Source organism: Gluconacetobacter takamatsuzukensis, assembly GCF_014174275.1.
Lineage (GTDB): Bacteria > Pseudomonadota > Alphaproteobacteria > Acetobacterales > Acetobacteraceae > Gluconacetobacter > Gluconacetobacter takamatsuzukensis.
Window position 1 is genome coordinate 254,512 of record NZ_JABEQK010000001.1, and the last position, 19,547, is coordinate 274,058.

Annotated in this window: 16 protein-coding genes; 9 read left to right on the plus strand and 7 right to left on the minus strand. The window is 68.9% G+C overall.

What is annotated here, in order from left to right; translation table 11 throughout:
- Positions 1-101 precede the first annotated feature (101 nt).
- From HLH27_RS01170 to HLH27_RS01205, 8 genes are all read left to right on the plus strand, one after another.
- A complete protein-coding gene (locus tag HLH27_RS01170) occupies positions 102-1,358 on the plus strand; it encodes an aromatic ring-hydroxylating oxygenase subunit alpha (RefSeq protein ID WP_182947260.1) in 1,257 nt (418 codons plus the stop codon).
- A 7-nt stretch (positions 1,359-1,365) separates the two neighbouring features.
- On the plus strand, positions 1,366-2,451 hold the full coding sequence (locus HLH27_RS01175; protein WP_182947261.1) for a hybrid-cluster NAD(P)-dependent oxidoreductase: 1,086 nt from the start codon (positions 1,366-1,368) through the stop codon (positions 2,449-2,451).
- Between the two features lie 4 nt (positions 2,452-2,455).
- Complete coding sequence (locus HLH27_RS01180; RefSeq protein WP_182947262.1) at positions 2,456-3,421, plus strand: GlxA family transcriptional regulator; 966 nt, start codon at positions 2,456-2,458, stop codon at positions 3,419-3,421.
- Positions 3,422-3,431: 10 nt separating this feature from the next.
- The gene (locus tag HLH27_RS01185) at positions 3,432-5,480 is read left to right on the plus strand and encodes an NADH:flavin oxidoreductase (RefSeq protein ID WP_182947263.1); all 2,049 of its coding nucleotides are present in this window, start codon (positions 3,432-3,434) and stop codon (positions 5,478-5,480) included.
- Between the two features lie 4 nt (positions 5,481-5,484).
- The gene (locus HLH27_RS01190) at positions 5,485-7,347 is read left to right on the plus strand and encodes a DUF3483 domain-containing protein (RefSeq protein ID WP_182947264.1); all 1,863 of its coding nucleotides are present in this window, start codon (positions 5,485-5,487) and stop codon (positions 7,345-7,347) included.
- A gap of 161 nt (positions 7,348-7,508) precedes the next feature.
- The gene (locus HLH27_RS17165; protein WP_182947265.1) at positions 7,509-8,417 is read left to right on the plus strand and encodes an FAD-binding protein; all 909 of its coding nucleotides are present in this window, start codon (positions 7,509-7,511) and stop codon (positions 8,415-8,417) included.
- Entirely contained in the window at positions 8,417-9,148 is a 732-nt protein-coding gene (locus HLH27_RS01200) for an electron transfer flavoprotein subunit beta (protein WP_182947266.1), read from the plus strand. The genes HLH27_RS17165 and HLH27_RS01200 overlap by 1 nt, the downstream gene beginning before the upstream one ends.
- Positions 9,141-9,626: a prolyl-tRNA synthetase associated domain-containing protein gene (locus HLH27_RS01205; protein ID WP_182947267.1), complete on the plus strand. Its 486-nt coding sequence runs from the start codon at positions 9,141-9,143 to the stop codon at positions 9,624-9,626. The genes HLH27_RS01200 and HLH27_RS01205 overlap by 8 nt, the downstream gene beginning before the upstream one ends.
- Here HLH27_RS01205 and HLH27_RS01210 read toward each other — a convergent pair.
- The 4 genes from HLH27_RS01210 to HLH27_RS01225 all read right to left on the minus strand — a co-directional run bounded on the left by HLH27_RS01210 (position 9,610) and on the right by HLH27_RS01225 (position 13,663).
- On the minus strand, positions 9,610-10,500 hold the full coding sequence (locus HLH27_RS01210) for a diacylglycerol/lipid kinase family protein (protein ID WP_182947268.1): 891 nt from the start codon (positions 10,498-10,500) through the stop codon (positions 9,610-9,612). The two genes, HLH27_RS01205 and HLH27_RS01210, sit on opposite strands and share 17 nt — an antisense overlap.
- Before the next feature lie 48 nt (positions 10,501-10,548).
- The gene (purU, locus tag HLH27_RS01215; protein ID WP_182947269.1) at positions 10,549-11,400 is read right to left on the minus strand and encodes a formyltetrahydrofolate deformylase; all 852 of its coding nucleotides are present in this window, start codon (positions 11,398-11,400) and stop codon (positions 10,549-10,551) included.
- A gap of 103 nt (positions 11,401-11,503) precedes the next feature.
- Positions 11,504-12,580, minus strand: a complete 1,077-nt coding sequence (locus tag HLH27_RS01220) for a GlxA family transcriptional regulator (protein ID WP_182947270.1) — start codon at positions 12,578-12,580, stop codon at positions 11,504-11,506.
- 129 nt (positions 12,581-12,709) lie between these two features.
- Complete coding sequence (locus tag HLH27_RS01225; protein WP_182947271.1) at positions 12,710-13,663, minus strand: glycine betaine ABC transporter substrate-binding protein; 954 nt, start codon at positions 13,661-13,663, stop codon at positions 12,710-12,712.
- Positions 13,664-13,889: 226 nt separating this feature from the next.
- On the opposite strand from HLH27_RS01225, the gene HLH27_RS01230 reads away from it, so the two are divergent.
- Positions 13,890-14,309, plus strand: coding sequence for a ketosteroid isomerase-related protein (locus HLH27_RS01230; protein ID WP_182947272.1), 420 nt, complete (start codon positions 13,890-13,892; stop codon positions 14,307-14,309).
- Here HLH27_RS01230 and HLH27_RS01235 read toward each other — a convergent pair.
- From HLH27_RS01235 to betB, 3 genes are all read right to left on the minus strand, one after another.
- Entirely contained in the window at positions 14,290-15,648 is a 1,359-nt protein-coding gene (locus tag HLH27_RS01235) for an L-serine ammonia-lyase (protein ID WP_182947273.1), read from the minus strand. The genes HLH27_RS01230 and HLH27_RS01235 overlap by 20 nt on opposite strands.
- Positions 15,649-15,737: 89 nt before the next feature.
- Positions 15,738-17,405 carry a choline dehydrogenase gene (gene betA, locus HLH27_RS01240; RefSeq protein ID WP_456305474.1) on the minus strand — a complete coding sequence of 556 codons (1,668 nt, stop codon included), beginning with the start codon at positions 17,403-17,405 and terminating at the stop codon, positions 15,738-15,740.
- Positions 17,405-19,498 carry a betaine-aldehyde dehydrogenase gene (betB, locus tag HLH27_RS01245; protein WP_182947275.1) on the minus strand — a complete coding sequence of 698 codons (2,094 nt, stop codon included), beginning with the start codon at positions 19,496-19,498 and terminating at the stop codon, positions 17,405-17,407. Before betB ends, betA begins: the two co-directional genes overlap by 1 nt.
- Positions 19,499-19,547 lie beyond the last annotated feature (49 nt).

The window sequence follows — 19,547 nt, forward strand, 5'->3', positions numbered from 1 at the left end:
ACAGCATATCGATATCGTAATGTCATGGGCGGGGTTGGAGGCGGCGGTATCCGTCGCCCTTCGCAACAGGACGGCCGCCGGCCGATGGAGAGCGTTGTGCCATGCCGAAATACGATGCCGAGGCGGTGCGGGCCCTGATTGCCCGTCGTCGACCGGGACATGCGCTGGAAAGCGCGTTCTATACCGACCCGGAGGTCTTCCGGGCCGACATGGACGCCATTTTCGACCAGCACTGGATCTATGTTGCGGTGGAATGCGAGGTGCCGGAACCCGGCGATGCGCTGGCGGTGGATATCGGTGCCTCGTCGGTCGTGATCGTTCGCGGCGATGACGAGCAGGTCCGGGCTTTCCACAATGTCTGCCGCCATCGCGGTGCGCGGCTGTTGCCGCCGGGGCCGTCCATCGTCGGCAATCTGGTCTGCCCCTATCATGCCTGGACCTATGGGCTGGATGGCGCCCTGAAATTTGCCGAACATATGGGGGAGGGTTTTGACCCGTCGTGCCACGGGCTGCGGCCGGTGGCGCTGCGCTCGGTCGGCGGCCTGCTGTTCGTCTGCCTGGCGGATACGCCGCCGGACGATATCGACGATCTGGCACAGCAGATCGAGCCGTACCTGGCGCCGCATGACCTGCGCAATACGCGCGTCGCCCATTCGGCGGACCTGATCGAATATGGCAACTGGAAGCTCGTGATGGAAAATAATCGCGAATGCTACCATTGCACGCCCAATCATCCGGAACTGACGATTCCGCTTTTTGCCTATGGGTTCGGTTTCGCGCCGGAAGAGCTGACCCCGGAGGGGCAGGAGCAGGCCGAACGGTACGAAACGCTGCGCAACGCCTCGCATGCGGCGTGGGAGGCGGCGGGCCTGCCTTCGCGCCTGATCGAGCATCTGGACGATCGCCCGACCGGCTTTCGCACCGAACGCCTACCGCTGGACGGCGCGGGCGAAAGCCAGACGATGGATACGATGGCGGCCTGCCGGGTTCCGCTCGGGGCGATCCGCGACAAGGCGGTGGGGGGGCTGCATTTCTGGACCCAGCCCAACTCCTGGCATCATCTGATGAGCGACCATGTCGTGACCTTTACCGCGCTGCCGCTGGATAAAGGGCGCACGCTGGTCCGCACCAAATGGCTGGTGCACAAGGATGCCGTCGAAGGCGTGGATTACGATCTGGAGAAGCTGATCGATATCTGGAACGTCACCAACCGCCAGGATGCCGATCTGGTGGAGATGACGCAGCGCGGGGTCGCGGATCCGGCCTATGTGCCCGGCCCCTATTCGCCCTACACCGAAGGGCTGGTCGAGAAATTCATGCTCTGGTACCTGGCGCGCCTGCGCGCGCACCTGGGCTGATCGCCGCATGACGACCGCCGAGACGCTGCCGCCCTTCTGGGACCCGGAGCGGGATGAGGTGCTGGTCTGCCGCGCCGTGCGGCGACAGACCCATGATGTGGCGACCTTTATCCTGACCGCGCCCGCGCCACGCCGGTTTCGCTACCGGCCGGGGCAGTTCATGACCTTTACCGTCATGATCGGGGGCGTTGCCTGCCATCGCTGCTACACGCTCTCTTCCTCGCCCAGCCGGCCTGATGCGGTGGCGATCACGGTCAAGCGCGTGGCCGGCGGCCCCGTGTCGAACTGGCTGCACGATCATCTGCGGCCGGGGATGGAGATCGCGGCGCTGGGGCCGGCGGGGGACTTTGTACTGGATGTGCGGGCGGATGAGGCGGCGGAGCAATATCTGTTTCTCTCCGCGGGCAGCGGCATCACGCCGGTGATGTCGATGGCGCGGCATATGGTCGATACGCGCTTCGACGTCGATGCGGTATTCCTGCATTCCGCCCGGTCGCCGGACGACCTGATCTTCGAACGTGAACTGGCATGGATGGAAAGCCAGGCGCCGTCGCTGCGGGTGCGGATGATCTGCGAGCATGATACGCCCTGGCGGCGCTGGCCGGGGGCGATGGGGCGGGTCGATTCTGCGCTGCTGGCGCGCGAGGTGCCCGACCTGCTCGCCCGCCGCTGGTTTGTCTGCGGGCCCGAGGGGTATCGCGAGGCGGTGCGGGCGCTGGCCATGCAGGCCGGGTTGGATATGGCGCGCTTCCACGAGGAAAGCTTCGATTTCGGCGAACTGGTGGCGGAGGAGATCGATCGTCTCGAGCCGGATGGGGCGCCGGGCGGTGTGCAATACTCGGTGAGCTTCACGCGCAGCCGGCGCGAGATTGCCTGTGCCGGCGATATGCCGGTCCTGTCCGCCGCGCGGGCGGCCGGGATGCGGCTGCCTGCCTCGTGCGCGCGGGGCATGTGCGGGACGTGCAAATGCAAGCTGGTGTCCGGTACGGTGGAGATGAAACATGACGGTGGCATCCGCCAGCGGGAGATCGATCAGGGCATGATCCTGATCTGCTGCGCGCGGCCCACCAGTGACCTCGTGATCGAGCGATAGGCTGATGGCCCCTCGCGCCAGCGACCTTGCCAGCCTGCGCCGCTTCGGGTTCCTGACGCTGAAGACCTATTCGATGATTGCCGTCAGCAACGCGATCGAGGCGTTGCGCATGGCTAACCGGGTAACCGGGAGCGAGGATTATGCCTGGCGGGTGCTGAGCCTTGATGGCGCGCCGATTGCCGCCAGCAACGGGTTGTCGCTGCATCCGACCGAAGAGCTTGGCGACGCCGATGGGCTGGATGTGCTGTTTGTCTGCGGCGGGATCGATGTCCGCGCGGCCACCAGCCAGGACCTTCGCGTGGCGCTGCGCCGGCTGGCGCGGCAGCGGATCGTGATCGGGGCGCTGTGTACCGGTACGTTCGCCCTGGCCGAAGCGGGGCTGCTGCGGGGCTATCGCTGCGCGATCCATTGGGAAAATCTGGGCGCGATCCGCGAGGAGTTTCCCGAGATCGATATCGTGGACGAGATGTTCGTGATTGATCGCGACCGCATGACCTGCACCGGCGGCGCCGTGCCGTTGGACATGATGCTACGGATTATCGCCGCCCATGTCGGCCCAGCGCGTGCCCGCGAAATCGCGACCCAGTTTCTGCTGGAACGCGACCGGGCGGGCAGCGAGGCCCAGCCCATCACCGCGCTGGACCCGCTGCCGGCATCGATGGGACGGGCCGTGCAGTTGATGGAAAGCCGCATCGACCAGAAGCTGAGCGTGGGCGAGATCGCGCGCGCCGCCGGCCTGTCGGAGCGCCAGCTGGAACGGCTGTTCCGCACTTATACCGGTGCCACGCCGGTTGCCTATCTGGCGGCGACGCGGCTGGAGCGTGCGCGGCGCCTGCTGCGGCAGACCGGCATGTCGGTCACCGATATCGGCATTGCCTGCGGCTTCATGTCGCTGGCCCATTTTTCGACCGCCTTCCGCAACCGGTTCGGCTACGCCCCGCGCCAGGAACGCCAGCGGCAGGCAGGCTGAAGGAACGCACATGATCCCCCATGCCGATGTCCTGATGAAGCCGTTGCGCATCAAGTCGATGGTCATTCGCAACCGGGTGATGAGTACCAGCCATGCCCCGGGCTACGGCGTGGATGGCAAGCCGCAGGAACGCTACCAGCTCTATCACGCCGAGAAGGCCAAGGGCGGCATCGGGTTGACCATGTTCGGCGGTTCCTCGTCGGTCGAACTGGACAGTCCGGCCACGCCGTGGAGCCAGATCGCGGTGTCCGACGATAGTGTGATTCCGTATTTTCGCCAGTTCGCGGACCGGGTGCATGGGTATGGCGCCCGGCTGATGATCCAGTTGACCCATATGGGTCGCCGTACGCGCTGGGATACCGATGCGTGGCTGCCGGTGATCGGGCCCTCGGTCCGGCGCGAGCCGGCGTCGCGGTCGATTCCCAAGGAGATGGAGCCGGAGGATATCAGCCGCGTTGTCCGCGCCTTTGGGGCCGCCGCGCGGCGTTGCCGCGAGGGCGGGTTGGACGGGTTGGAGATTTCCGGCGCGCATGGGCACCTGCTGGACCAGTTCTGGAGCCCGTCGGTCAATCACCGGCACGATGCCTATGGCGGCAGCCTGGAACACCGGATGCGTTTCGGCATCGAGGTGTTGAGCGCGATCCGGGAGGCGACCGGGGACGATTACGTGATCGGCATGCGCATGTCGGGCGATGAGCTGATGAAGGGTGGCCTGACCCAGGAGGATTGTATTGCGATCGCCGAGGATTATGCGCGGCGGGGGTTGATCGATTTCGTCAACGTCATCGGCGGGCAGGCGCGCGACGAGATGGCGCATGCGGTTTCGCTGCCCAACATGGCATTTCCGGTCGCACCCTTTCTCGGTCTGGCCAGCGCGATCAAGCGGGCGGTGGATATTCCCGTCTTTCATGCCCAGCGCATCACCGACCTGGCGACGGCGGCTCGTGCGGTGGCCGAGGGGCATGTCGACATGGTGGCGATGACCCGCGCCCACATCGCCGACCCGCATCTGGTCCGCAAACTGGCCGGCGGGCATGAGGATGATATCCGCCAATGCGTGGGGGCGGGCTACTGCATCGACCGGATCTATGTTGGTGGCGATGCGCTGTGTCTGCAGAACGCGGCGACGGGGCGCGAGGCGACGATGCCGCACGAGATCCCGCTGGCAGCGCGGGCGCGGCGCGTGGTCATTGTCGGGGCCGGGGTGGCGGGGATGGAGGCGGCGCGGGTGTGTGCCCTGCGCGGCCATCAGGTGACGCTGTTCGAGCGCGAGGACCGCACCGGTGGACAGGTGAACCTGGCCGCTCGCGCGACCTGGCGCGAGGCGCTGTCGGGCATCGTGCGCTGGCTGGATGGGCAGGTGCGCAGGCTGGAGGTCGATCTGCGATTGGGCTGTGAGGCCACGGCCGCCGATATCCTGCTCTGCACGCCGGATGTGGTGATCGTGGCGACGGGGGGAGACGCGATCCGGGGCGACGATCCTGGCAGCGAGATGCACCAGACGACGCGCGACGTGCTTGCGGGACGTGCCATGCCGACGGGCAGCGTGCTGATCTTCGACGAGATGGGGCAGCATAATGCTGCCTCGGTGGCGGAATTGCTGGCCACGCGCGGGTGCCTGGTCGAACTGGTGACGCATGACCGGCTGGTGGCGCAGGAGGTCGGCACCACGAACCAGCCCGTGCATCTGCGCGAATTCTATCGGCTGGACGTCGTGACGACACCGAACATGGAACTGACCGAGACCTGGCGCGAGGGGAACCGGCTGGTCGCCGTGCTGCGCAACACCATGACCGGCGCGGAGGAGGAGCGGGTGGTCGATCACATCGTGGTCGATCGTGGCGGCGTGCCGGATACGACGCTCTATGAGTCGTTGAAGGCAGCCTCGGTCAATCACGGGCAGACCGATGCGCATGCGCTGGTGGCCGGGCGGCCCCAGCCGGCCATGGAGCGGATCGACGTCGGCGCATATGCGCTGTTTCGCATCGGCGATGCGGTGGCGGCGCGCAACATCCATGCCGCGCTCTACGACGCGCTGCGCCTGTGTAAGGATCTGTAGCCCGATGGGGGCATTGATCGCGGCCGAGATCGGGGGGATTGCGCTGGCCGCCCTTGCGGGCTGGCTGGTCCTGCTGGCGCGGTGGCTGAAGGGGCGGCCGGCGGCGGGGTCGTGGCTGGCGGGACTGCGTCATGTGCCCCGGCGCTATCTGGTGGATGTGCATCATGTCGTCGCGCGCCGTCCGGCGGCGGCGCGGATGCATGCCCTGGCGGCCGGGGGCGTGCTGAGTGGGGCGGTGATGGCGCTGCCGGCGGGTTTGCTGGGGGCGGGACGGATTGTCTGGGCACTGGCGGCGCTGGCCTTCGGCATTGGAGGCATTGGTGCGCTGCTGGTGTGGCGGCGGCGGGTGCCCAGGAGCCCGCCTGGCCTGTCGGGCGGTGCGTTCCTGTGGCTGCCGGCGGCGCTGGCTGCGTGGTGTGTCGGCAACGGGCTGGCGGCCCTGTTCATGGCGGTTGGTGCGCCCGCGTTGCCGGTGGTCCTGGCTGTGCTGCTGGGGGGCGCGGGCGGGGTGGGGTTGCTGCGGCTGGTGGCGCTGGGGCCGATGCGCCACGCGCTGGCGGGGGTGGCGTGGTTGGCCGGCCATACGCGGCCGGGCCGCTTCACGGGGCGGGATACGGCGTTGCGGCCGCTCGATCTGGTCGCGCCGCGCCTGGGGGTGCTGGTGCCGGCCGATTTCCTGGCGCCGGAGCTGGCTGGTTTCGATGCCTGCATCCAGTGCGGGCGGTGCGAGGAGGCATGCCCCGCCTTTGCCGCCGGGCAGCGGCTGAACCCCAAGGCGTTGATCCAGACCCTGTCGGCGGCGATGCGCGTGGCGCCTGCCGCCTATGCCGGGCGGCCGGCACCGGGGGCGCCGGTGATGGACGGCAAGGGCGGGATGGCGCGGCCGATCGTGGGCAATGTGCTGCATCGCGACAGTTTGTGGGCCTGCACCACCTGCCGCGCCTGCGTCGAGGAATGCCCGATGCTGATCGAGCATGTCGACGCCGTGGTGGCGCTGCGCCGGGGACAGACCCTGATGCTGGGGGCCGTGCGTGACGGTGCGGCGCAGGCGCTGCAAGCGTCGCGCGAGCGGGCGGAGCCGGGGGGGCGGGACCTGGCGGCGCGCGGCGATGTGCTGGCGACCCTGGATGTGCCGGTGCTGCCGCCGGGAGGCGAGACGGGTATCCTGCTGTGGCTGGGCGAGGGGGCGTTCGATGCGCGCTATGGCCGAACGTTGCGCGCGCTGGTCACGCTGATGCGGCAGGCGGGGCTGCGCTTTGCGACCCTTGGGGCGGATGAGGTGGATTGCGGCGATCTGGCGCGCCGGCTGGGGGATGAGGCGACGTTTCAGGCGCTGGCGGCGGAGGCCATCGGAGCGTTGAAGGCGCGGCGGTTTGCGAAGATCGTCACCGCCGACCCGCATGCGCTGCATGTGCTGCGCAACGAATATCCCGCTCTGGGAGGGCAGTGGACGGTCCAGCACCATACCGGCCTGCTGGACGAGCTGGTGCGGGACGGCCGGCTGCGGCTGGAGCGGCGACAGGGTGGATCTGTTGCCTATCACGATCCCTGTTATCTGGGCCGCTATAATGGCGAGATCGACGCGCCCCGGCGCTTGCTGGATGCGGCCTGTGGCGGGCGGGTGGAGATGGCGCGCCATGGCATGAAGGCCATGTGCTGCGGCGGTGGCGGCGGTGGGCCGGCGAGCGATATCGATGCCGTCACGCGTATTCCCGACCTGCGGATGGAGCAGGCGCGGGCGGCGGGGGCCGGCGTGGTGGCCGTGGCCTGCCCGGGCTGCACCGCGATGCTGGAAGGCGTGACCGGGCCGCGCCCGGAAGTCCGGGACGTGGCGGAACTGGTGCTGGCGGCGGTGGTGGCGTCGTGACGGGGCGGCCGAGACGCGACCCGCGCGCCGAACGGGCGCGCTGCCTGGTCCCCGGCGGTGTGCGGCCGCGCCTGGTGCGGGCGGGCTGGGACGGGGTGCTTACCGCGGAGGCGGGGCCGCGCCCGCCGGCGGTGGTGTGCATTGAAGAACCTGCTTTTTGGGTGGCGGCGATTGTCGAGACGCCGGAGGGGCGGCCGGATCGGTGGGGGCGCCAGGTCCTGGGGGCCGCGCGTGTGCTGGCCGGCGCGGAGGGCGGTGTCGTCGCCTTGGTGACGGGGGTGGAGGCAGGGCATGGCGTGGGTGAGGGGGGGGCGGACAGGGTGGTGGTGCTGGACATCGCTATCGGCCCGGAGGCGATGCCGGGCGTGATGCTGGCGGCGCTGGCGCCGTTTGCGCCGCGCCATGTGGTGATGGCCGAAACGCCGGCCGGAGGGGATTGGGCGCGCCGGCTGGCGGCGCGGTCGGGGTGGTCGATCCAGGCCGGGATCGAGATGCTGAATGCGCGGCAGGCGCTCCGCCCCGTCGGTGCCATGCGGCGGGAGCGGGCGGCCGCGCCGGCCCGGGTGCTGACGGTGCCGATCGATCGGGTGGCGCCTTATGGCGGGATGCGGCGTGAGGGGCGGGGGTGTGTGCCGCCGGATGTGCCTGTGCTGGAGGCGCGGGTGCAGGTCGGGCCGGTGGTTTTGGCACAGGCGGCCGAGATGCCGCTGGCCGAGGCGCCGTTTGTGATGGCGGCGGGGCAGGGGGTGCGGGATTTCGACAGTTTCCATGCCCTGTCGCGGTTTTTGGGGGCGACCGAAGGGGCCAGCCGTGTGGTGTGCGATGCCGGGCTGATGCCGCGCGGGGCGCAGGTCGGGGCGTCGGGCACCGTGCTGGATGCGCGCTGCTATCTGGCGTTCGGCATTGCCGGTGCGCCGCAGCATCTTCAGGGGCTGGGGAAGGTGGAGCATGTGGTGGCGGTCAATACCGACCTGCATGCGGCGATTGTCGCGCGGGCCGGGCTGGCGATTATTGCCGATGCGCAGGCGGTCATGCCCGCCCTGCTGGACCTGCTGCGGGAGGAAGGCTGATGCGCGGCGTGGTGCTGCTTTCGGGGGGGATCGACCCGGTTTCGGGCCGGCCGGCGGTGCCGCGTGGCGAGGTTGCGGCGATCGGGCTGGCGCTGTCGGCGGGTGGTGCGGTTGGTGGGTTGCATGTGGGTGAGGGGTCGGTCGCCCAGAGGCAGGCGGGGGGGTATGGGCTGGAGCGGGTCGACTGCCTGCGGGGCGGGGGCGATGCGGTCGCGATCCTGGCCGCGCATCTGTCCGCCCCGCCGCCCGACCTGGTGCTGGCCGGGTCGCGGGCCTGCGGTGGCGAGGATAGCGGCATGCTGCCCTATCTGCTGGCCGAGCGTCTCGGCTGGCCGCTGCTGGCCGGGGTCATGGCGATCGGGGCGGTTGCGGATGGCTGGCTGTCGGTGACGATCGGCCTGCCTTTGGGCGCGCGGCAGGAGGCCCGGATCCGGCTGCCCTGCATCCTGTGTGCCCATGATGCCGCGCCGGCGCCGCCTTTTGTCTTCGACCGTGCGCGGCGGGTGGTGGTGCGGACGGTTGATGTGTCCGACGCTCCGCCTGTCCCCGTGGTGGAGGGGGTGGAACGGCCCTATCGGGCGCGGCCCCGGCTGATCGGATCGGCCGGGCCTGGGGGCGGGGGGACGGTGCTGGAGAATCCGGAGCCTGCCGAGGCGGCGCGGGTGCTGCTTGCGCATCTGCGGGCGTTGGGCATGCTGGGGTCATCGGAAGGAGCATCCATCGATGCGTGACGATTTGCGTGCCCTGCTGGAGCGGCTGGATTTCGAGCCGTACGGTATCAGCCATCCGCCCGTTTGTACCGTGGAGGACGCGCACGCGCATTATGCCGGGCTGGAGGGCGTGCATACCAAGAACGCCTTCCTGAAGGATGCGAAGGGCGTGATGGTGCTGGTGAGCGTGCCGGCGGACCGGCGGCTGGACATGAAGGCCTTGCCGGCGCTGATCGGCACCAAGCGCCTGTCCTTTGCCAGTCCCGAATTGATGCTTGCGGTGCTGGATACGGAGCCGGGGGCGCTGGGGCCGCTGAGCCTGGTGGCCGACGGGGCGCATCAGGTGCGCTTTGCCATCGAAGGCTCGTTGCTGGAGGCGGATGCCATCACCTGTCACCCGATGGATAATACCGAAACCTGGGTGATCCCCCGGGCCGTGCTGGCGCGCCTGCTGGCCGATCTGGAAGTTGAGCCGGTGGTGTTTACCCTGCCGGCGTGACGGCGACGCGCAGGGGGGATGGGGAAATATCGAGGCAGGCTGGGGAGAAACCCTTTCGGTCGCCATCGCTCTGGATGGGGATGGCGGCCGGGGAGGGAACCTGGACGGTCGCGGCGGTGAGGGTACGCACGCCCTTCTGCCGGCCGATCCGGCCGAGGAACAGGGAGAGCACGGTTTTCATCAGGGCCAGCTTGCCGGATGTTTCGAACAGGATGACGGAGAATTTCTTGTCCTTGTGCGCGGAGTGGCGCGTCAGCGCGTATTTTCCGGCGTAGAGCGAGCCCTTCGATACGATGACGGTCGTGGCCCGGTGTGGAACAGTGTCGATGAGAACTGTGAATTCCGTCAGCCCGTATCGGAGGAGCGAGGAGAGCGTGCTGACGGCATATGCGGCGCGGCCGATCCGGGCCTTGAGGCGTGTCGATGTGGTGTGCACGATGTGGGCGTCGAAGCCGATGCTGGCCATCTGCACGAAAAGCTGCGGGCCGGCCTGTGTGTGGAGATAGCCGGGCCAGATGGTCGTGAAATGGCCGGCCCGGATGAGGGCGGCGTTGCGGATTTCGTTGAAGGGGATGCGGAGTTCGTGCGCCAGCACGTTGGCCGAGCCGAGGGGGAGGATGCCCAGGATGGCGGAGGTGCCGACCATGCCCGCCGAGACTTCCGCGATCGTGCCGTCGCCGCCCGCCGCCACGATGTGGGAATAGAGGCCGCTTTCGGCGGCGTCGCGGGCCAGGATGGTCGCGTGGCCGGGATAATGTGTGTGCGCGACGCTTGCGGGCAGGCCGGCCTGCGCCAGATGGCGGGTGAAGCGGGCAATCCTTGACTGGCTATGATGTCCGGCTGTCGGGTTGGCGACAATGATGATCTTTTTCATCGACAGGAGGCATCTTCCGGACCGTTCTGGCGACCATATACACCGGCTTCAGTCGGGAAACACCACCGTGCGGTGGCCGTTGACGATCACGCGCCGTTGCAGGTGGTAATGCACGGCCTTGGACAGCACCCGGCGCTCCACATCACGGCCCTTGCGGATCAGGTCGTCGGGCGTGTCGGCGTGGGAGATGCGTTCGACATCCTGTTCGATGATCGGGCCTTCGTCGAGGTCGGCCGTGACGTAATGGGCGGTGGCGCCGATCAGCTTGACGCCACGGGCCTGAGCCTGGTGATAGGGGCGCGAGCCCTTGAAGCTGGGCAGGAAGGAATGGTGGATGTTGATGCAGCGGCCGGAGAGTTTCGCCGCCATCTCGTTCGACAGGACCTGCATGTAGCGGGCCAGCACGACCAGGTCGGCCTGCGTTTCGGTGACCAGGCGCCAGAGCTGTTCCTCCTGCGCTGCCTTGGTCATGGGGGTGACGGGCAGGTAGTGGAACGGGATGTCGTCGGTGGCGACCGCGCGGGTGGCCTCGGGCGGGTGGTTCGACACCACCGCCACCGGGTCCATCGCCAGTTCGCCGATCCGCCAGCGATAGAGCAGGTCGGCCAGGCAATGGTCGAATTTCGACACCATGATCAGCACGCGCTGGCGGATGCCGGCCGGGTAGAACTGCCAGTGCGCATCGAAGCGCGCGGCGATGGCGGCCAGCGCCGCGTGGTCGGGCGGGGTGTCGGCGGTGAAGGCGATGCGCATGAAGAACTGGCCCTCCGCCAGGTCCGCATGCTGATGGATCTCGATGATGTTCGCGCCCGCATCGAACAGGCAGCCCGACCACGCGGCGACCAGCCCTGTCTGGCTGGTGCAGGTGACGATGAGGATATGGGCGTCGGAATAGGCCATGATGGGGGATCTTCGAGGCTGTTTGCAAAGCCGCCCGACGCGGCCCGGGCTGCGCGTTTCCTGTGCTGCCTGGTTCGGCAGGGCGGTTTTGCGGACGGTCCCGCTATCCGTCGGAGAACAGCCTGATCCCCGCGTGGGACAAGATGTCGGGTGCCGCGCGGCGGGCCGCGAAATCGGGGGTGGCGGTGCGGTGGCAGGCGCTGGGGCTGATGCCGAAAATATTCTTGAAATGACGGGAGAAATGCGAACAGTCGGAAAAACCCATCTCGATGGCGATTTCGGTCACGCTCATCTCGCCGGCTTCCAGCAGGGCGCGGGCGTGGCGCAGGCGGAGCGTGCGGTAGAAATCCTGCGGCTTGCGGCCCAGCGTGGTCTGGAACAGCCGTTCGAGCTGGCGGCTGGAGATGCCCAGCCGGGCGGCCAGTTGGGCGATCGACAGCGGGCGCGCCATGTTCTGTTCCATATGCAGCACCGCGCGCCGCACGCGGGGATCGGCGAAGCGGGTCGCCGAGGCCAGGGTGGGGGGCTGCGGTTGCAGGCGTGTCGGGCTGCCCGCGGTGCCGGCGGGTTCCATCAGCAGGATATGGCTGGCCTTGAGCCCCGCCGGGCGGCCGATGCTGCGTTCGATCAGGTGCAGCGCCACGTCGGCCGCCGCCCCGCCGCCGGAACAGGTGATGCGGTCGCCGTCATCGAGGAACATCTGGTCGCTGACGGCCTCGTGCGCGGGGAAGGCCTCCTGGAAATCCTGGCGGTGGTACCAGCTGACGCAGACGCGGCGATTGTCCATCAGCCCCGCGCGGCACAGGGCGAAGCTGCCGGTGCAGACGCCGATCAGGGTGATGCCCATGGCGGCCGCGCGGCGCAGCCAGGCCGTGGTGACGTAATCGATCTGCTCCTGCCCATGCAGCAGGCCGCCGACCACCACGATATGGTCGAACGCCCTGGGGTCGCCCAGCGGGGCGTCGCGCGCGATGGCGACGCCGCAGCTGGAGCGCACCGGGTGGACCGAGGCGGACAGGACCTGCCACGAACAATGGATGGGGCGGCTGCGATCGTCCTTGTCGGCGGCCAGGCGCAGATGGTCGACGAACAAGGCGAAGGCGGACAGCGTGAAATGCTCGGCGAGAATGAAGCCGACGCGCAGGCGCGGCTTGATGCCGGCCGGTGCCCCATCTGACATGATCGTTCTCCCGATCGGGCCCGGCGGATGCGGGGCGGTTTTAATTTCTTATCCGAAATGAGAATACGGAGCCAGCGGAGGATACCTCTTGCGCCGATGCGACATAAATTTCAGGCAATCCGCCAGGTTTCAGTCGCCGTAGGCGAGGCGGGCCTGGATGGCGGGCAGGGACGGCGCGCCGTCCTGGGTGGTGACGCCGTCGAGCCACGCATGCCAGGCGTCGGGGTGGTCGCGCAGCCAGCGGCGGGCGACCAGGGACGGCGGCGTGTGGTCGCGCTGGATGGCCAGCATCATGATGTTCTCGTCGGGGACCGTGAAGCGGATCCGGGCCAGCAGGCGCGCCGCGTTGGGGCAGTCGGCCCGGTAGCCGCGCCGGATGACCGTGTTGACGGTGACGCCGCCATCGGCGCCGAAGATCCTGTCGCCGCCGGTGAGGTAGCGCAGGGCGAAGCGCAGGTTCATGGGATGGGGTTCCCACGCCAGGAACACGATGGGGCGGTGGCTCTGGATGGTGCGGTCGACCTGGCTGAGCATGCCCTGCTCGCTGCTTTCCACCAGGCGGAAGCGCTGGAGCTGGAACTGGTTGGTGCGGATCATGTCCAGCACCAGCGCGTTGCCGTCATTGCCCGCTTCCAGGCCGAAGATCATGTAGCCCAGGCGCGACCCCCAGGCCGCGATGTCGCGATAGTCGCGCAGGCCCGCCTGCCAGACATAATCGGGCACTGCCAGCGTGTAGTGCGCGCCCGTCAGGTTGGTGGCCAGCCGTTCCACCGACCCATCGGCGAGAAACGGCCTGATCGGGGTGCTGCCCGACGGTTCCCAGTTGCTGAGGAACGCATCGACGCGCCGGTCGCGCATGGCCACATAGGTCATGGTCAGGGCCAGCATCGGCGTGTGCGGCGCGTAGCCCAGCGCGTCGAACAGGGTGGACGCGACGGCGGTGACGGCCTCGGCGTCCGTCCAGCCGACATTGGACAGGCGGATCGGCACGCAGGCCGCCGGATCGCCGGCTGCGCGGGCCACGCCCGGCGGGACGGCCAGCAGGGCGAGCAGCGCGAACAGGCGGGCGGCGCGGATGGGCATGCGGATCGGACTTTCCTTCTGGCCAGTTCACGACCGCATCATGGCGGGGCTGCGGGCCCTCCACCCGAATGTTCGCGCCGGATGACGGTTCGATTCCGACATGAAACACCGGAAGGCGGGGTGGGGTCGATTTTTTTGTATCGGTGGGCGGGGCGGGACATTCCCTCGGCCTGTCGCGGGCTTTATCAGACTGTCGGAGATCCTGCCTGACTGATCGGAGCCCGTCATGTCCGTCGATACCGCGCGCACAGTGATCGAGACCTATTACCGCCTGTTCAATTCCGGCGACCGCGCGGCCTTTCTGGCCCTGCTGGCCGAGGATGTCGTGCATGACATCAACCAGGGGGGGAGCGAGAGCGGGGTGGCGGCGTTTGCCGCCTTTCTGGAGCGGATGGACCGCTGCTATCGCGAGGAGATCCGCGATGTGGTGGTGATGGTCAATGGGGACGGCAGCCGGGCGGCGGCGGAATTCGTCGTCCACGGCACCTATCTGAGCACCGACGAGGGGCTGCCGGAGGCCGTGGGCCAGACCTATGTGCTGCCGGCGGGGGCGTTCTTTACCCTGCGCGACGGCAAGGTGGCGCGGATCTCGAATTTCTACAATCTGCCGGAATGGACCCGGCAGGTCAGCATTCCGGGAAATTGACCGCGAGGCCGCCCAGCGCCGTTTCCTTGTAGCGGTGGTTCATGTCCCGCCCCGTCTCCGCCATGGTGCGGATGACCTGGTCGAGCGAGACATGGTGCGCGCCGTCGCCGTGCATGGCCAGGGAGGCGGCGTTGATGGCCTTGACCGCGCCGAAGGCGTTGCGCTCGATGCACGGGATCTGCACCAGGCCCGCCACCGGGTCGCAGGTCATGCCCAGATGATGTTCCATGCCGATCTCGGCGGCGTTTTCGATCTGGAGCGGGGTGGCGCCCAGGGCCGCCGCCAGGCCTGCCGCCGCCATGGATGAGGCCACCCCGACCTCGCCCTGGCAGCCGACCTCGGCGCCCGAGATCGAGGCGTTGAGCTTGAACAGGCCGCCGACCGCCGCCGCCGTCAGCAGGAAATCGTGCATGCCCTGGCGCGAGGCGCCGGGGCAGAAATCGCGGTAGTAGCGCAACACGGCCGGGATGACCCCCGCCGCGCCGTTGGTCGGCGCGGTGACGACGCGGCCGCCGGCGGCGTTTTCCTCGTTCACCGCGATGGCGAACAGGCTGACCCAGTCCATCGCCTCGTGCGGGGGGCGCTGGTTGAGGCGGGCGCGGTCCTGCAACCGTTCGTACAGCGCCGCCGCGCGGCGGCGGACCCTGATCCGGCCCGGCAGCGTGCCGTGCTGGACCAGCCCGCGATCGACGCAGGCCATCATGGTGTCGATGATGCGGTCCAGATAGGTCGAGATTTCGGCAGGGGGGCGCAGGGCGGCCTCGTTGGCCAGGACGACGGCCGCGATGCTCGACCCGCTTTCGCGCGTGCGGTCCAGCAGTTCGGCGCCGCTGGTGAAATCGAGCGGCATGTCGGGCTGGGCGTAGCCGGCCTGTTTCGTCGCGTCCTCGGGCACGATGAAGCCACCGCCGACCGAGCAGAAGCGCGCGGTGTCCAGCACCGTGCCGTCGGCGGCCAGCGCCTGGAACTGCAAGGTGTTGGGGTGGACGGGGGGGATCGTGTCGCGGTCCAGCACGATATCGTGGGCGGGGTCGAAGGCGATGGCGCGGCCGTTGACCAGGACGGTGCGGTCGGTGCCGATCCGGCGGACGATGTCGTCGGCGGCGTCGGGGTCCACGCTCTCGGGCGCTTCGCCCGCCAGGCCGAGGATGACGGCCTTGTCGGTGGCGTGGCCGCTGGCGGTCCAGGCCAGCGAGCCGTAGAGCGTGACGCGCAGGCGGGCCGTGGGCGCCGTCGGGTCGAGATGCGCGGTGAAGCGCCGGGCCGCGCGCATGGGCCCGATCGTATGCGACGAGGACGGGCCGATACCGATCTTGAAGAGGTCGAAGAGGCTGATCATGGGGCGCGATGGTGCGCCCGCCGCCCGCGCGACACAAGGAGGCGTGCGCCATCGGCCGTGCGGAAAGCGACAGGGGGGCGCGCCGGCGGTCAGGCGCCGCCGATGCGCTGCCGGGTCTGCCAGTCGGGGGCTTCGAAGAACGGGGCGTTGGAGGCGGGGAGGGGGGGGAGGCCCCTGATATGGTCGGCGGCTTTTTCCGCGATCATGATGGTGGGGCCGTTGAGGTTGCCGTTGGTGACGCGCGGCATGATCGAGGAATCGACCACGCGCAGCCCCTCCACGCCGATAACGCGTGCCTGGGGGTCGACCACGGCCATCGGATCGGTTTCCGCCCCCATCTTGCAGGTGCAGGACGGGTGCAGGGCGCTTTCGACCTTCTGGCGGATGAAGGCGTCGATCTGCGCGTCGGTCAGGCAGTCGGCGCCGGGTTGCAGTTCCTCGCCCCGGAACGGGTCGAAGGCGGGCTGGGCGAAGATCTCGCGCGTCAGGCGGACGCAGGCGCGCATGTCGGCCCAGTCTTCCGGATGGCTCATGTAGTTGAACTGGATTTTCGGCTTTTCCGCCGGGTCGGCGGAGCGCAGGCGGACCCAGCCCCGGCTTTTGGAGCGCATCGGCCCGACATGGGCCTGGTAGCCGTGGCCCTGTGCCAGGCCCTTGCCATCGTACGTGATGGCCAGCGGCAGGAAATGGAACTGGATGTCGGGATAGCGGATGCCGGCGCGGCTGCGGATGAAGCCGCAGCTTTCGAAATGGTTGGTGGCGCCCAGCCCGTCCTTGAACAGCAGCCAGCGCAGGCCAATCCGCGCCTTGGCCCAGGGGGACATGGCCGAATAGAGCGTGACCGGCTGGCGGCACGCGACCTGGAAATAGAATTCCAGATGGTCCTGGAGATTCTCCCCCACGCCCGGCCGGTCGGCCAGGACCGGGATGCCGTGGTCGCGCAGTTCCGCCGCCGGGCCGATTCCCGACAGTTTCAGCAATTGTGGGGAATTGATCGGACCGCCGCACAGGATGACCTCGCGCGTTGCGCGGACGCTGTGGGCCGTACCGTGGCGCGTGTAGGACAGGCCGGTGGCGCGCGTGCCGTCGAAGAGGATGCGGGTGACGCGGGCGTGGGTTTCGAGCGTCAGGTTGCGGCGTTTGAGCGCCGGGCGGAGATAGGCGTTCGCGGTGCTCCAGCGCCGGCCATGATGGACCGTCATGCTCATGCGGTCGAAGCCTTCCTGCCGGAAGCCGTTATAATCGCCGGTGCGGCCGTAGCCGGCCTGTTCGCCCGCCTTCATCCAGGCTTCGTGCAGGGGATTGTCCAGCGTGCCGTATTGCGTATGCAGCGGGCCGCCGCGTCCGCGATAGGAATCCTCGCCCTCGGCGCAATCCTCGGCGCGGCGGAAATAGGGCAGGACGTGGCGGTAGCCCCAGCCGGTGGCGCCGGCCTGCTCCCATTCCTCGTAATCGAGGGCGTGGCCGCGCACATAGACCATGCCGTTGATGGAGGACGAGCCGCCCAGCCCCTTGCCGCGCGGGGTGTGCATGCGGCGGCCGCCCAGATGGGGTTCCGGCTCGCTCTCGTAGAACCAGTTGAAGCGCCTGGAGTGCATCGGCAGGGCCAGGGCGCTGGGCATCTGCACGATGACCGAGCGGTCGCTGCCGCCGAATTCCAGCAGCAGCACGCGGCTGTGCCCGTCCTCGGTCAGGCGGTTGGCCAGCACGCAGCCGGCGGAGCCGGCGCCGACGATGATATAGTCGTATTCCCGCATCAATAGGGTGCCTCGACATCGCCCAGCGCCACGTAGACGCTCTTGATCTGGGTGTAGTGATCGAGCGCCGCGCGGCTGTTCTCGCGGCCCAGGCCGGATTGCTTGTAGCCGCCGAAGGGCAGTTCGATCGGGGTGACGTTATACTGGTTGATCCAGCAGGTGCCGGCTTCCAGCCGCGCGATCACCCGGTGGGCACGCGCGAGGTCGCGGGTGAAGACGCCGGCGGCGAGGCCGAACGGGGTGGCGTTGGCGCGGGCCACGGCCTCGTCCTCGTCGGTGAAATCCAGCACCGCCATGACGGGGCCGAAGATTTCCTCGCGCACGATCGTCATCTCGTCATGGCAATTCGCGAACACCGTCGGTTCGACGAAGGCGCCGCGACGGAGCGCGCCGCGCGTCACGCGCCGGCCGCCGGCCAGGAGTTCGGCGCCTTCCTTCTTCCCCGCCGCGATATAGGACAGGACCTTGCGCATGTGATCGTCGGAGATCAGGGCACCGACATCGGTTTTCGGGTCGAGCGGGTCGCCGATCGTCATGGCCGAGACGCGTGCCTTCAGCCGCTCCAGGAAGCGCTCGCGGATGCCGGACTGCACGAAGACGCGGGTGGCGTTGGAGCAGACCTCGCCCGCCGAATAGAAATTGCCCAACAGGGCGGCGGAGACGGCATTGTCCACGTCGGCATCGTCGAAGACGATCAGCGGCGATTTTCCGCCCAGTTCCAGCGTGACATGCTTCAGGGTCGCCGCCGCGTCGGCCATCACCCGGCGGCCGGTGCCGACCTCGCCGGTCAGGGAGATCTTGCGGATCCGGGGCGCGCGGGTGAGCAGTTGCCCGGTTTCGCGCGTGCCCTGCACGACGTTGAAGACGCCGTCGGGCAGGCCGGCCTCGCGGAAGATCGCGGCCAGGCGCACCGCCGTCAGCGGTGTCAGTTCGGCGGGCTTGAAGAGCATCGCGTTGCCGCAGGCGAGCGCGGGTGCGGCCTTCCAGCAGGCGATCTGGATCGGGTAGTTCCACGCGCCGATCCCGGCCACGATGCCCAGCGGCTCGCGCCGCGTGTAGCCGAAGGCGGTCTGGCCCAGATCGACGCTCTCGCCGGTCATTGTTGCCGCCAGGGCCGCGAAATAGTCCAGCGCGTCGGCGCCCGACAGGATGTCGACGCTGGAGGTCTCGGCAATCGGCTTGCCGGTGTCCTGCGTTTCGACCCGTGCCAGTTCCGCGTTGTCGCGGCGCAGCAGGTCGGCGGCGCGGCGCAGGATGCGGGCGCGTTCGGCGCCGGTATGGGCGGCCCACACCGCCTGCCCGCGCGCTGCGGAGTCGATGGCCTGGGCGACCAGGGGCTCGCCGGCTTCCTCGACCTCCGCCAGTACCGCGCCGGTGGCGGGGTTGCGGGTTTCGAACCGGGTTCCGGTGCCGGTGACGGGGCGGCCGTCGATCCAGCTTGTGCACAGACCCTCCGGCGCGCCGCGCAGGATGGCGGGGGGCGGGGCGGGGGAAGGGGCGTCCCCGATCTGGCTGTCGAGGAAGGCGAGGACCTGCCGGCGGGGCGTGTTGCGGTCGAACGCCGCCGGCGGGGCCAGGGCGGCGCGCAGCCATGTGCCGTCGATCAGCGAGGCCAGCGTGTCGGCCGTGGCGAGGGCGCGCGGGTGCGGCATGAGATGGCCGAGATCGTGGCGCAGGTTGGAGAGCATGCGGGCCTGGTACGCGCGCTGGATCCGGCCCAGTGTCGGGACATGGACCGCCTGGCCCCACAGGGCCAGCCAGAGGGCGACCTGGCGGGTGGTGAACTGCTCGCCCCCCAGGCAGACGCCGATCAGGGCCTCCAGCCGGGCGCGCGGGCCCCTGGCGTCGCGCAGGGCGCGTGCGACGTCGGCCGACAGGGCAGCGGCGGTGCCGCGGAACGCCAGGCCGAGCAGCGCGTCCTTGTCGCCGAAATAATGGACCAGGAGGGCGCCGGAGACGCCGGCATGGCGGGCGATCCGCGCCACCGTCGCGCCGGCGAAGCCGTGATCGACCAGGATGTCGAGCGTTGCGGCCACGAGTTCCCTGCGACGCTTCAGCTCGACCGGCGTAAGAGAGGGAAGGGACTGTTTCATGTCCGGAATGTGGCATGGATTGAACGGTTGTTCAATGTCGATTTCGTTC

Excerpts from the sequence above, each read along its gene's own strand:
- HLH27_RS01170 (WP_182947260.1), top strand. The coding sequence starts at position 102 with ATGCCGAAATACGATGCCGAGGCGGTGCGGGCCCTGATTGCCCGTCGT.
- HLH27_RS01175 (WP_182947261.1), top strand. The coding sequence starts at position 1,366 with ATGACGACCGCCGAGACGCTGCCGCCCTTCTGGGACCCGGAGCGGGAT.
- HLH27_RS01180 (WP_182947262.1), top strand. The coding sequence starts at position 2,456 with ATGGCCCCTCGCGCCAGCGACCTTGCCAGCCTGCGCCGCTTCGGGTTC.
- HLH27_RS01185 (WP_182947263.1), top strand. The coding sequence starts at position 3,432 with ATGATCCCCCATGCCGATGTCCTGATGAAGCCGTTGCGCATCAAGTCG.
- HLH27_RS01190 (WP_182947264.1), top strand. The coding sequence starts at position 5,485 with ATGGGGGCATTGATCGCGGCCGAGATCGGGGGGATTGCGCTGGCCGCC.
- HLH27_RS01200 (WP_182947266.1), top strand. The coding sequence starts at position 8,417 with ATGCGCGGCGTGGTGCTGCTTTCGGGGGGGATCGACCCGGTTTCGGGC.
- HLH27_RS01205 (WP_182947267.1), top strand. The coding sequence starts at position 9,141 with ATGCGTGACGATTTGCGTGCCCTGCTGGAGCGGCTGGATTTCGAGCCG.
- HLH27_RS01210 (WP_182947268.1), bottom strand. The coding sequence starts at position 10,500 with ATGAAAAAGATCATCATTGTCGCCAACCCGACAGCCGGACATCATAGC.
- purU (WP_182947269.1), bottom strand. The coding sequence starts at position 11,400 with ATGGCCTATTCCGACGCCCATATCCTCATCGTCACCTGCACCAGCCAG.
- HLH27_RS01220 (WP_182947270.1), bottom strand. The coding sequence starts at position 12,580 with ATGTCAGATGGGGCACCGGCCGGCATCAAGCCGCGCCTGCGCGTCGGC.
- HLH27_RS01225 (WP_182947271.1), bottom strand. The coding sequence starts at position 13,663 with ATGCCCATCCGCGCCGCCCGCCTGTTCGCGCTGCTCGCCCTGCTGGCC.
- HLH27_RS01230 (WP_182947272.1), top strand. The coding sequence starts at position 13,890 with ATGTCCGTCGATACCGCGCGCACAGTGATCGAGACCTATTACCGCCTG.
- HLH27_RS01235 (WP_182947273.1), bottom strand. The coding sequence starts at position 15,648 with ATGATCAGCCTCTTCGACCTCTTCAAGATCGGTATCGGCCCGTCCTCG.
- betA (WP_456305474.1), bottom strand. The coding sequence starts at position 17,405 with ATGCGGGAATACGACTATATCATCGTCGGCGCCGGCTCCGCCGGCTGC.
- betB (WP_182947275.1), bottom strand. The coding sequence starts at position 19,498 with ATGAAACAGTCCCTTCCCTCTCTTACGCCGGTCGAGCTGAAGCGTCGC.